Here is a 12686-nt window from a genome sequence, read left to right on the forward strand (position 1 = left end):
CGCAGATCAACACACAGGTTAGACAAACCAAACTGCACTTATGCAATGGGAACCTGTAAATAGAAACAGCATGGCGGGCGTAAATAAGACGAATTAGCACATGAAACAGGTAAATTGCTAGGTCACTGAGTATCAAAGGACTGCATCACCAGAGTTGGCTAATCAAGCATCCTAAAGTTGGCGGTATATCCCGTTCTAAGCTAGAACCCTATACAATCGGCACAACAATGTTTGAAAGACAAAACCAGTATGAAATAAGCCTTATAGCAAAGCAGTCGGAAGAGACGGGGCGATGTGTTTGATCTCAAATGAAACAAGGTTTACTATTTCAAATATTATACTCATATGTGACTTATGATGGCTTTACTCTACGGACAGATTAGATACTGGAGGATCAAAGTTGTTAAAAGCCTCGGACTGCAAACCATTCTTAAGAAAGTCATATAGGCTTTCAAACATACTTTGTACTCCCCTTAACTGAGCATGTCATCCCTTCCGATTAGGTGGCAGACAGTTTAGTTGCAGTCCGGTAAATGCAGGTTCGATCTAGTAGACAGAATCAGTCATTTCTGGTCATTTTCGACAAGGCTCTGTTTAGAAATTAATAATTTATTCTCTGATTTAGCGGAGTCTTATATCGCTGTTGTGCAAAGACACTGACAACGAAGTCATTAAATTGTGTCCTATCAATATCGTGCTTTAGCTTTTGTCCACAAGAACCACGTGAGTGTCCTCAAGACCAGGTGCAACATGGGCTTGACGAACCCGTGGATTCACTCCATGATATTTTTTTATCTCTTTAGCAGCTTTATCAAGCTCATTTTGCGCCGAACGACCTTTAAGAGCAATAAGCTGACCTCCTGACCTCAAGAGAGGTAGAGTCCACCCAGCGAGCTTGGTCATAGGTGCTACAGCCCGACAGGTCACGACATCAAAGTTCTGAGGAACTGAAGGCGCGAAATCCATATTTGCCGGACTTGCTCCGCCCATCACAGCCGAGGATTCGGTCCCATTCGCAACTTGCTGACTGTCACCATTCCTGGTGGTGACCAAAGTCGAAGAACAGTGGCCAGAAACGGAACTAGACACTTCCTCGCTTCGGCGACGACCATGACGGTGGCGATGTGAACCTTTTTTGTTGTGCCGATTTGATGCATGAGAGGATTGCGGAGCCAGATCCTCTGCACGTTTGCGAAGCACTGACACATTAACCAGTTGCAACTCATCAATGACTTCCTGCAACCAGAGCACACGCCGCTCCATTGGCTCGACAAGTACCACAGTGCACTGCGGAAGACACGCAGCCAGTACAATACCAGGGAAGCCCCCACCGGAACCTATATCTGCCACTGTCGCTGTCTGACCATCAGTAGTCAATCGTTCACGCACAAAAGGCACAATGGCAGCTGAATTGAGTATATGCCGCTCCCAAATAATGTCTTCATCGCGGGGGCCAATGATGCCTCTCTCCACGCCCTCACGTAGGAGCTTGTCGTGAAAACGCTGCATGGGTACTAAAGCATCGCCGAGAACCTGCCTCAAAAGGGGACTATTGTTCAGCTCATCATCCACAACAGCCATTTCAACTCCTCACATCTGCATTCGGCACACAATTAATCACAGCCACAGACCTTGACAGCGTCATACTGTCTTGTATCTCGTATCAAGCGGCATCTCACCCTGTCAGAATCGAAAACCTCTGGACTCCGAAGGCAGCCCATTTACCAACGTATGGTTTTCAACCACAAAAGAGCGTCAAAGGCACACATCAATATCCTAACGGAAACAGCATAGAAGGCAGCCTCTTATAGAGGATCACGAACCAAGAGCATTCCGAATTAATCAGCATGGCAAACTAAGCACCATCATGAGCCAGACAAGACAACATACCTACCGAATAGCGCAACACAGACCGACAACAAAACGGACTTACACAGTATGGCCGCACCAAACAATGGAGCAATCCAAAAAGGCCGACATCACAAATACTTCATCGGAGCATAGCTCTACTTGGCTCTACTGTCACTCCCTGTCCGCGTCAGCAGGATCGTCATCAGCCCTGTAGTCAGCCGAATCCTCGACCTGATCAGCGTCATCCGCGTCCCGCGGGACGTCATACCCGACTGGCTCGTCCTCAACGTCGTCAGGCAGGTCCTCGTCTTCGTTCTTGGCCTTCAGGTAGACGGTGACGTACCGGTGAGGCTCCTCACCGTGGGAGCGTGACTTAAGTCCCTCCTCGCGAACCATGTCATGGACGATCTTGCGCTCGAAGGAGTTCATGGGCTTCATATTGACGGGATCGCCGGTCTCACGGACCTCGTCAATCACGTCCAAGGCCTGCTCGCGAAGATGCTCACGCTTGCGCCGCAGGAAGCCGTCCACATCCACGATCAGGTGGGAGCGCTCCCCTATCTTCTGCTGCACGGCCAGCCGCGTCAGCTGTTGAAGAGCGTCGACTACCTCACCATCCTTGCCGATCAGATGCTTGATATCCGTATCGTCATCAGCCACAATCTGCACGGTCGGACGGTGGTTGCGCACCCCCATCTCGATATCGCCCTCGTAATCGACGATGTCCAGCAACCCCTCCAGATAGTCGGCGGCGACATCCGCCTCCTCGTTGAGTTGCTCGATGGTCTTTCCCTGGTCCAGAGACTGAGACATCTATGCTCTCCTTACACGCGTTTACATCCGATTCATAACCTCAGGCCCACTGGATTCCTGGTCACCAATCGAGTGTCCAGTATTGAGGATACACGGACGTGATGATTGCAGACTACTCCAGTATCCGCCCGACCGAAAGCCAGGTCACCACGTCGGCCGCCACTGCCAGTAGCTGCATCAACGGCCGCGACGTTTGCGATGGGGCTGAGAACGCTGGTGGGAGACATTCTTATTGTTGCGGGCTTCCTCCTCCAGCCGCTTGGCCTCCATCAACTGCTCCTCCTCCAAGGAGGGCAGCCCCTGGCGCTTGCGACGGGCATTCTCATGGCGGTGATCCCGCTCCTCCTTGCTCTCCGCGGCAGGCGATCCAGGCGTTGGCATATGGCGGACCTGGAAGAGGGTTCGGCCCAGATTCCAAAGGTTGTTGGTCAGCCAGTAAATCAGCACAGCGAAGGGGAAGTAGATACCCGAGAAGATGTACATGACCGGGAAGATGAAGGCCATCATCTGCTGCATCTTGTACTGCTGTCCCTGCATGGCCGACCTGGGCATGTTCCGCCGAACATTATGGAACTGCGAGTAGAACATGGCCAGGCACATGAGCACGATGAAGACCACAATGACTATGCGACCCGCACCCTGGGCAGACATGAAGTTGTCCGAAATCCGCAGCCCGAAGAAGGTGGTCTCTTCGAATTCTCGCGCCACCTGTCTGTTGAAGGCTCCCAGAGGTGCCCGCCTGCCCCGGGCGATGAAGGGCACAGCCGACAGCACGTAGAACATGGTCATGAAGACCGGGCCCTGGACCAGTGCGGGCAGACAGGACCCCATGGGGTTGGCATGATTGTCCTGGTAGACCTTCATGGTCTCCCGGCTCATGGCCTCTCGGCTGGCGGGATCCTTCTTGTTGCGGTACTTGTTCTGGATCTTCATCAACTTGGGCTGCAGGGCCTGCATCTTTTGCATGGAACGCAACTGCTTGATGAAGAGCGGCAGCACGCACAGGTTGACGACCAGCACCAGCATCACTACCGAGAGCGCCCAGGCCACGCCGGGACCCTTGTGGAACCCGATCAGGGTCAGGAACTTGTGGCAGTAGGTCATGATGTAGGTCATGAGCCACTCGATGGGGTACAGGATCTTATAGAAGAAGCCGTATATGCCCGTATCGAAAGTGAAAGTGTCGTTGTTCTGGAACATTGTCAGGCCGTCTCCTTGTCTGGGGCCATGGGGGTCAGCCGGGCCTCCTCATGGGCCTTGGACCACGAGAATCGATAGAAGATGGAAAATCTCCGGGGCACGTCATCGATTCCGCCGTTGTTGAAGGGCGTGCAACGCAATAGCCGCAGAACGGCCAGAATAGTTCCACGCAAGGCCCCGAACCGTTGCAGGGCAGTCAAGGCATACTGGGAACAGGTCGGATAGTAACGGCACCTCGGCGGCGACAAGGGTGAGATGTGGCGTTGATACCAGCGGACTGCACCCTGCAGAGCCCGGGAGGCCAGGCCGCTCATGCCCTACTTCCTTCGCTGACTTCCAGCACTTGAACCGGTTGACGCTTGGACCCGGCCAGCTGCGGATCTGCCTGTCCCTGTACATCGAGACCGTTGGCAGTCTTTCCGCTCTTGCGCATAAGGTCACGGAAGAGCCTGTCCACTTGCTCATCCAATTGCTTGTAGGTGGCTGTAGCAGCGCTGGGTTTGGCGCGCATGACCAGATCACAGGAGGATGGCAGCAGGTCCTCCTTGGATCCGGCAAGTTGCCTGAATCTGCGCTTGACCTTGTTCCTGGTCACCGCCTTGCCCACATTTTTGGATACAGCGAGCCCCATGCGGCGTCTACCAGTAGGCAGGATGTCATGCCGCCCTTCGCTCGCAGCCGATGTCGCCGGCAGCGGGGTCACCGTCCGGTCAGATCCGGGTATCAAATAATGTATGACCAGATCCCGGCTGCTGACCCGATGGCGTCGCCTGAGCACCGCCGTGAACTCCCGGTGGCTCCTCAGCCGTTCCACCTTCTGAAAAGGAATTAGGATCCGATTCAGGCGGAGAGGGTGCGACGACCCTTGGCCCGGCGGCGGTTGATCAGAGCGCGACCGGAGCGGGTGCGCATGCGAGCGCGGAATCCGTGCTTCATGTGACGACGGCGATTGTTGGGCTGGAATGTCCTCTTCATAATTCGTTGCTCCCGTGTGTAGACATACTCGAGTACGGCTCGTTATGAGTCAAGCTATATCACGGTACACATGAGCCGGGACGGAGTCAAACAGGCTTCCGTCATCCAACTCCTGAGCACTACTACTTACCCCGTGCAAACCCTGTCATGGTGGGAGAAAGAGCCCCCTCACTTATCCACAAATTACATCACTGTTATTCACATTCGCCGCAGATACAACACGCTATCCTGTGGATAACCGCGCAAAGTCGGTGTAACAATGGGCTACTGTCGACTTTGAGAGAAGCATGAGGAACGGGACAATCCGTCGTCGAGAAGAGAGGAGCACACTGATGGCGCAGGATCCGCTGGATGCCGCTGCCCAGGCCAAGAGAATCTGGGATTCGGTCCTGCAGGTGCTCCGCTACAGCAGCTCACTGACCTCCAGGGACAAGGGCTGGCTGGAGGACATCACCCCCGAGGCGGTCTTCGGCACCACCATCGTTCTACGGGTCTCCTCCAAGGCTACCCAGGAAGCAATTCAGGGGCCTCTCAGCCAGCCCGTCCTCAGTGCATTGCAGCTGGTCACCAACCAGGAAATGTTCCCGGCCATCAAAATCGTCTACCCAGAACAGATGGCCAAGCAGATGGCTGCCGATCAGCAGAGTGACCAACGCACATCCGCCATGGCCGGCTCCGCCCCGGGCAGCGGCGAGTTCCGCCAGGTCCCCAGTCCTGCTCAGGATCCCTATGGCGACTACCAGCGTCAGGCTGGCGCCAACCAATCCTCTTCCGACTCAGAGGCCCATTCGAACTGGCGGACCGAGGCTGCTGAAACCTCCAAGTCCCCGATTGTCTCCGTCAATGACTTCCACGAAGGCACCTATGTGCCCATGACCCTGGATATGCAGGCCGAGCTGTCCGAGCCCTCCCCCACTATGAGGCCAACAGCAGGCGCTGATGCTGACCAGCAGAGCGAGGCGGAGAGGACCGCATCCCGGCCCGCCTTCACTGTGCCCCGCTTCCCCATGAACCAGAACCGGGTGGAGCGCGACCCACAGACCCACCTGAACAAGAACGCCACTTTCGACACCTTTGTCCCAGGAGACTCCAACCGCTTTGCGCGAACCGTGGCCTTGGCCGTTGCCGAAGGATCGGGCCAGGACTTCAACCCCTTGTGTATCTATGGCAGCTCGGGCCTGGGCAAGACCCATCTGCTCAACGCCATCGGCAACTATGCCCTGGTCAAGGATCCCTCGCTCAAGGTCCGATATGTCAACTCGGAGGAATTCACCAACGAGTTCATCGACGCCCTGCAGAATTCCACCCAAGGCTCGGGTCAGATCGCGGAATTCAACCGGCGCTACCGGCAGGTGGATGTGCTCCTTATCGATGACATCCAGTTTCTGGGGGGCAAGGAAGCCACCCTGGACCAGTTCTTCCACACCTTTAATGCTCTGCATGATGCCAACAAGCGCATCGTCATCGCCTCGGACGTGGCCCCCAAGAACCTGAAAGGCTTCGAATCACGACTGATCTCGCGCTTTGACTCGGGCCTGACCGTGGATGTCAAGCCGCCAGACCGGGAGACCCGCGTGGCCATCCTGAGGATGATGGCCTCCATGAACGGGGTCAGCATTCCCAACGAGGTTCTGGATCTGATCGCGGAACGCTTCACCGAGAACATCCGAGAGCTCGAGGGTGCTCTGACCCGTGTCACCGCCGTGGCCAGTCTGAATAATCAGCCGGTCACCACAGCTCTGGCCGAACAGACCCTGCAGGACTTCTTCTCTACGGACGTAGAAATCAAACCCACTGACATCATCTCCCAGGTGGCCAAGTACTTCCATCTGACCTTTGACGATATCGTCGGCCGCACGCGCACCAAGAACATCGCCCTGGCCCGGCAGATTGCCATGTATCTGGCACGGGAAATGACCAGCATGTCCCTGGTAGACATCGGCGAAGTCTTCGGTGGCCGCGACCACACCACAGTCATGCATGCCTACACGCGTATCTCCAATGAGATGCAGGAAAAGCGGGAGATTTACAACTACGTCATGGAGCTGACTGTTCGGCTCAAGCAGCCTCAGAATTGATGCGACACGCAGACCCCAGTGTGGATCGACAGAAAAAGATATCCACCTACTTATCCCCGGATGTGGGCAAACCTTGGGAATAACCCACCGATTTTCCGGGGACAAGTGGTGGATCTTCAGCGAATAACCACATCAGTTTTGTGTATAACTCAGCAAAGATCCGCTTCTGTGGATAACTTGGCTTCTTACTCACATCAATCTCACCACTTGTCCACATCGCTTCAATGAGGTCTATCCACCGCATTGCAAGGATCTGGGAACTTATCCACACCATCCACCGAGCTTATTACGATGACTCTATGTATATTTATGCAATAGTCACCATCACACTCAAGCACATCTCTTCACTCCAACCACATCACCTGACCTATTCGATAGAATGAGTCCAGTTCATTCGTCGACAAGAAGGCCCCCATGAAAGTTGAAGTGAATTCATCCGCACTCTCGGATGCAGTGGCTTGGACCACCCGCATCATCCCCTCCCGACCAGCTTCGCCTATTCTGGCCGGCATCAGGATGGAAGCCTCTGACGGAACATTGAAGCTCTCTGCCTTCGACTACGAGGTTTCAGCGAGGAACCACATCGAGGCAGGCATCGACGAATCCGGAACTGCCCTGGTGCTAGGCAAACTGCTGGCGGACATCACTAAATCCCTGCCATCAGAGAAGACTTACCTATCAACCGAGGGATCCAAGATGACCATCACCTCGGGTAAATCCACTTTTTCCCTGCAGCTGATGCCTGACAGCGAGTATCCCGACCTCCCTGCCGTTCCCGAGCCCATGGGTCAGGTGGATGCTGAGACCTTTATCCAATCCATCTCCCAGTCCATCGTCGCTGTCTCCCGGGAAGAGAGTCGACCGGTCCTGACCAGCGTCAAGACCGAGATCAACGGGGACAAGGTGGTCATGACCGCCACCGACCGTTTCAGACTGTCCCGTTCGAGCTTCACCTGGACTCCCCGCGATGCTGATTTCTCCACCTCGATGCTGATCCGTGGCTCTCTGCTGCGGGACATCGCCCGCTCCCTGGACGAGCACCAGAACGTGACCATGGATTACGAGGCTGACAACCCCACCATCATGGGCGTGGAAAACGCTGGCAAGATATCCACCACCCAGTTGATCGACGGGGAATTCCCGGCTGTGGATCGTCTCTTTTCAGACGAGTACCCCATCCAGGCGGTCATCGCCCGGCAGGATCTGATCGACGCCATCAAGCGTGTGGCCCTGGTGGCCGAACGCAACGCCCCCATTCGCATGGTCTTCTCCGGCAACGAAGTGACCCTGAGCGCAGGCACGGCTGACGAAGCACAGGCCCATGAGGTTCTGCAGGCTGATCTGGATGGCGAAGACATCACGGTGGCCTTCAATCCCAGTTATCTGATCGACGGGCTGGGCGCCATCGCTGAGCCCTTTGTCCGTATCAAAATGACCTCGGCGGTCAAAGCCGTGGAGTTCAACGGCCAGCAGGAGCAGGATTCCGAGGAGTCCATGGATTACCGTTACCTGCTGGTGCCCATGCGTTTCAACAACTGACATCCGGGTAGGTTCGAGGAACGATCGCCGTGCACATCTCCCGTCTGGTTCTGGATCACTTCCGTTCCTGGGAGCACTGTGTCCTCGATCTGGAGCCCGGAGTGTCCATTCTGGCGGGACGCAACGGTCTGGGCAAGACCAACTTGGTCGAGGCCGTCGAGGTCCTGTCCACCGGCAGCAGCCACAGGACCTCATCCTCACTGCCCCTGGTAGAGCGTGGGCAGTCCAAGGCCACCATCAGGGCCAGGCTGGAGCAGGACGGAACCACCACCGACTATGAGCTGACTATTGCCGCCAAGGGGGCCAACCGGGGAAGAATCAACGGCGGGCCTTCCCTCTATCAGCGTGACCTGGTAGGCCGGGTACCCTGCGTGACCTTCAGTCCCGAGGATCAGTTGATGGTCTCCGGAGAGCCGGCAGCCAGACGTGCCGTGCTGGATCAGGCTGGCAGCCAGCTCGATGTTGACTACTTCCAGGTTCGGCAGGATTTTCGCCATGTGGCCAGGCAGCGCGCCGCCCTGCTCAAGCAGCTCTCCCAGTCGGGCCACGACCCCTCGGGTGATGGGCGTGACGCCGCCCTGTCCGGCCTAGAGGTATGGACCGGGCAGTTTATTCGTACCGGGTTGGATCTGAGCCGACGACGGGCGGCTCTGGTAGAAGCCCTGGACCAGCCCTTCAGTGATCTGTATGGTCGGCTGGCAGGCCCTGATCAGAATGCCCGATTGACCTACCGGCCCTCCCTGGAGGAGATCGGACCCGATAGGCAGACCGGTCCCGAGGTTGCCGAGGCTGTCAGTCGTCACTTTCAGCGGATATACCCGGGAGAAGTGGCCCGGGGCACCAATCTGATCGGTCCCCAGCGCGATGATCTGGCCTTCACTCTCAACGGCATGCCTGCCCGGGAGTTCGCCTCCAACGGTGAGATGTGGACCCTGGCCCTGGCTCTGAGACTGGCTCTGCTGCAGGTGGTCAAGGATCGTCGCTCCTTGGAACCCATCGTCATTCTGGATGATGTCTTTGCCCAGTTGGATCGGGGCCGCAGGGATCAGATTCTCGACTTTGCCCGCCAGCAGGACCAGGTGCTCATCACCGTGGCCGCCGACAGCGATATTCCCTCCCTGCAGGGCGCCAGGTTGGTGGATGTGTCCAGGTTGAGGCCCTCGCAGCCATCCGATCCGGCCGCTCAGGATCCGGCCATCGCCAGTGCCATGCAGGATCTACGGCGAACCAGGGGAACGGCCAATGGCGGCTCGGATATGCCGGATGGGCCGGAGGGGAACGACCTGTCATGAAGGCACCCATGGTTGAGACCCTGCACCTGGACCAGCGTCGGTTGCCGGCCCTGGTCTTCGAAGGCTGCACGAGACGGGCGGCCACTCGTCGGCAGCGGGAGGATGACTCCCGCAAGGCCTGGTATGCATTCGGCAAGCCGGGCCGCGACCCGGCCAAGCTGGGAGGAGTGGTGACCAGCCTGGCTGCCGGGAGCGGATGGACCAGCCATCTGAAGGTGGCCAGGCTGCGCAACCAGTGGGACAGTGTGGTGGGCCCCGGTATCGCCGCCCATTCGAGAGTGGTCTCCTACCGGGAGGGCGTGCTGATCATCCAGGCGCAAACCACGGTCTGGGCCACCCAGCTGACCTACCTGGTCCCCCAGCTCAAGGAGACCATTGTCAAGCGTCTGGGCATGCCGGTCAAGCAGATCCGGGTGACCGGCCCCCACAACTACAGCTTCCGCCGGTCACGGTTCGATCCACCCGGACGAGGCGTGCGCGACACCTATGGATGAACCCCTAATCTGCGAATACCGTCTTCCCAGCTTTCTGTAAGCCTAAAGTCCCCTAGCGCTGGTAATCTATAGGTTATAGGGTCAAACGCTTCCAAGGCCCCTTTATGGACGATTTGGAACCTGGTGACCATGACTCGATCCCCCGCTCGACCACGAACGGAAGCTGCTTTGTCGTCAGTGGCCGACGATGGGGGTGCAGAAAGGACTATCCGTGGCAGATCTCAACACTGACCCGTTCCGGACCCCGCAAGAGGGCCGGGAGCATGAGGAGGACAAGCCTCAGGATGATGGCATGACGGGCCAGGATCAGCTGGACGACGCGCAGCTGGATGACTCGCTCTCCCCCGAGCATTACGATGCCAGCGATCTGAAGGTGCTGGAGGGACTGGAGGCGGTTCGCGTCCGTCCCGGCATGTACATCGGTTCGACGGGCCCCAGGGGTCTGCACCATCTGGTCTACGAGATCGTCGACAACTCGGTCGACGAGGCCCTGGCCGGGTACGCCGACCATATCGAAGTCACCATCCTGCCCGACAACGGCATCCGGGTGGATGACAATGGCCGCGGCATTCCTGTGGACGAGGTGCCAGGCGAGGGCAAGAGCGGCGTCGAGGTGGTCATGACCAAGTTGCATGCCGGCGGCAAGTTCGGTGGCGGCGGCTACGCGGTCTCGGGCGGCCTGCACGGCGTGGGCATCTCCGTGGTGAATGCCCTGTCCACCCGGATCGACGTCCAGGTGCGCCGTCAGGGTTACCACTGGCATCAGAGTTTCCGCAACCAAAAGCCTACGGCTCCCCTGTCCAAGGATCAGGCCATGGGGCCGGACGAGGGCACCGGTACCTCGGTGACCTTCTGGGCCGATCCTAAAATCTTCGAGACCACGGTCTACGATTTCGAGACCCTGCGCAGTCGTTTCCAGCAGATGGCCTTCCTCAACAAGGGTCTGCGGATCACCCTGACCGATCTGCGCCCCAACAACCAGGCCGGTGACGAGGTGGCTGGCGAGGAGCAGACCCCGGAGCAGAAGGGCCAGTCCGTCAGCTACCAGTACGCCAACGGCATCAAGGACTATGTGGACTACCTGGTCAAGGTCAGGAAGGCCACGCCTGTGGAGGCCGAGGTCATCGACTTCGAGGCCGAGGACCTGAAGCTGGGCATCTCCGCCGAGGTGGCCATGCAGTGGACCACCGCCTACTCAGAGTCGGTCCACACCTTCGCCAACACCATCGCGACCACCGAGGGCGGCACCCATGAAGAGGGGTTCCGCGCGGCCCTGACCAGCATGATCAACCGTTACGCCCGGGACAAGAACATCCTTAAGGACAAGGACGACAACCTCTCTGGTGACGACGTGCGCGAGGGGCTGACCGCCGTGGTCTCCGTCAAGCTGACCAACCCCCAGTTCGAGGGCCAGACCAAGACCAAGCTGGGCAACTCCGAGGCCAAGACCTTCGTCCAGCGGGTCATGACCGAGAGGCTGAGCGACTGGTTCGACGCCCATCCCAGCGAGGCCAAGTCCATCATCCAGAAGGCCATGGAGGCCTCCCGTGCCCGGATCGCAGCCAAGAAGGCCCGTGAGAACACCCGCCGCAAGTCCATCTTCGAGACGGCCGGCATGCCTGACAAACTTAAGGACTGCCAGTCCAGCGACCCCGAGGAGTGCGAGCTCTTTATCGTGGAGGGCGACTCCGCAGGCGGCTCAGCCATTCAGGGGCGCAACCCCATGACCCAGGCCATCCTGCCCCTGCGCGGCAAGATCCTCAACACGGAGCGGGCCAGTCTGGACCGCATGATGAAGTCCGACACCATCGAATCCCTGATCACGGCTGTGGGCGGCGGATACGGCGAGGACTTCAACATCGACAAGGTGCGCTACCACAAGGTCATCATCATGGCCGACGCCGATGTGGACGGCGCCCATATCGCCACTCTGAATCTGACCCTCTTCTTCCGCTACATGCGGCCCATGATCGAGGCCGGCTACGTCTACGTGGCCATGCCCCCGCTCTATCGGCTCAAGTGGACCAAGGGGCCCCACAGCTTCGTCTACACCGATGCCGAGCGCGACAGGGTCCTGGCCGAGGGCAAGGCCTCAGGCCGGCAGCTGCCCAAGGGCGAAGGGATCCAACGCTACAAGGGTCTGGGCGAGATGAGCTACCAGGAACTCTGGGAGACCACCATGGACCCGGAACACCGCATCCTCAAGAAGATCCACATCGATGACGCCGAACAGGCCGACGAGACCTTCACCATGCTCATGGGCGACGAGGTCGAACCCCGGCGTCTGTTCATCCAGCGCAACGCCCACGACGCCCGCTTCATCGACGCCTGAGACGGACGCCTCTCCCTTTTCACCATTTGAGCTAAGGATCGATTTTGGCAGACGATAACAACAACGACAACAGCTCGGACCAGGACGGCCTCAACCTGCCCGACGGGTCTCG

9 protein-coding genes and 2 pseudogenes are annotated in these 12686 nt (G+C 57.8%); 5 read left to right on the forward strand and 6 right to left on the reverse strand.

Annotation, left to right across the window (positions count from 1 at the left end):
• Positions 1 to 699: 699 nt before the first annotated feature.
• From LPC22_RS07445 to rpmH, 6 genes and pseudogenes are all read right to left on the reverse strand, one after another.
• Positions 700 to 1581: a 16S rRNA (guanine(527)-N(7))-methyltransferase RsmG gene (locus LPC22_RS07445; protein WP_229133340.1), complete on the reverse strand. Its 882-nt coding sequence runs from the start codon at positions 1579 to 1581 to the stop codon at positions 700 to 702.
• A 546-nt stretch (positions 1582 to 2127) separates the two neighbouring features.
• Positions 2128 to 2664: pseudogene (locus tag LPC22_RS07450) on the reverse strand (Jag family protein); the annotation flags it as partial.
• A 177-nt stretch (positions 2665 to 2841) separates the two neighbouring features.
• Complete coding sequence (gene yidC / locus LPC22_RS07455) at positions 2842 to 3864, reverse strand: membrane protein insertase YidC (protein WP_229133342.1); 1023 nt, start codon at positions 3862 to 3864, stop codon at positions 2842 to 2844.
• 2 nt (positions 3865 to 3866) lie between these two features.
• Positions 3867 to 4178, reverse strand: coding sequence for a membrane protein insertion efficiency factor YidD (gene yidD / locus LPC22_RS07460; protein WP_024627112.1), 312 nt, complete (start codon positions 4176 to 4178; stop codon positions 3867 to 3869).
• Positions 4179 to 4285: 107 nt separating this feature from the next.
• A pseudogene (rnpA, locus tag LPC22_RS07465) lies at positions 4286 to 4678 on the reverse strand (ribonuclease P protein component); the annotation flags it as partial.
• Positions 4679 to 4704: 26 nt separating this feature from the next.
• Positions 4705 to 4839 carry a 50S ribosomal protein L34 gene (gene rpmH / locus LPC22_RS07470; RefSeq protein ID WP_015022700.1) on the reverse strand — a complete coding sequence of 45 codons (135 nt, stop codon included), beginning with the start codon at positions 4837 to 4839 and terminating at the stop codon, positions 4705 to 4707.
• Positions 4840 to 5171: 332 nt separating this feature from the next.
• On the opposite strand from rpmH, the gene dnaA reads away from it, so the two are divergent.
• From dnaA to gyrB, 5 genes are all read left to right on the forward strand, one after another.
• On the forward strand, positions 5172 to 6917 hold the full coding sequence (gene dnaA / locus LPC22_RS07475) for a chromosomal replication initiator protein DnaA (RefSeq protein ID WP_229133343.1): 1746 nt from the start codon (positions 5172 to 5174) through the stop codon (positions 6915 to 6917).
• A gap of 414 nt (positions 6918 to 7331) precedes the next feature.
• On the forward strand, positions 7332 to 8456 hold the full coding sequence (gene dnaN, locus LPC22_RS07480) for a DNA polymerase III subunit beta (protein ID WP_121914857.1): 1125 nt from the start codon (positions 7332 to 7334) through the stop codon (positions 8454 to 8456).
• Positions 8457 to 8485: 29 nt separating this feature from the next.
• Complete coding sequence (gene recF / locus LPC22_RS07485; RefSeq protein ID WP_229133344.1) at positions 8486 to 9748, forward strand: DNA replication/repair protein RecF; 1263 nt, start codon at positions 8486 to 8488, stop codon at positions 9746 to 9748.
• Positions 9745 to 10242 (forward strand): DciA family protein, encoded by a 498-nt coding sequence (locus LPC22_RS07490; RefSeq protein WP_229133345.1) that lies wholly within the window; start codon positions 9745 to 9747, stop codon positions 10240 to 10242. Before recF ends, LPC22_RS07490 begins: the two co-directional genes overlap by 4 nt.
• A gap of 292 nt (positions 10243 to 10534) precedes the next feature.
• On the forward strand, positions 10535 to 12574 hold the full coding sequence (gene gyrB / locus LPC22_RS07495) for a DNA topoisomerase (ATP-hydrolyzing) subunit B (RefSeq protein WP_220702629.1): 2040 nt from the start codon (positions 10535 to 10537) through the stop codon (positions 12572 to 12574).
• Positions 12575 to 12686: the final 112 nt, after the last annotated feature.

Origin of the sequence: Bifidobacterium mizhiense, from assembly GCF_020884755.1 — a bacterium.
In the GTDB taxonomy this organism is placed as follows: domain Bacteria; phylum Actinomycetota; class Actinomycetes; order Actinomycetales; family Bifidobacteriaceae; genus Bombiscardovia; species Bombiscardovia mizhiensis.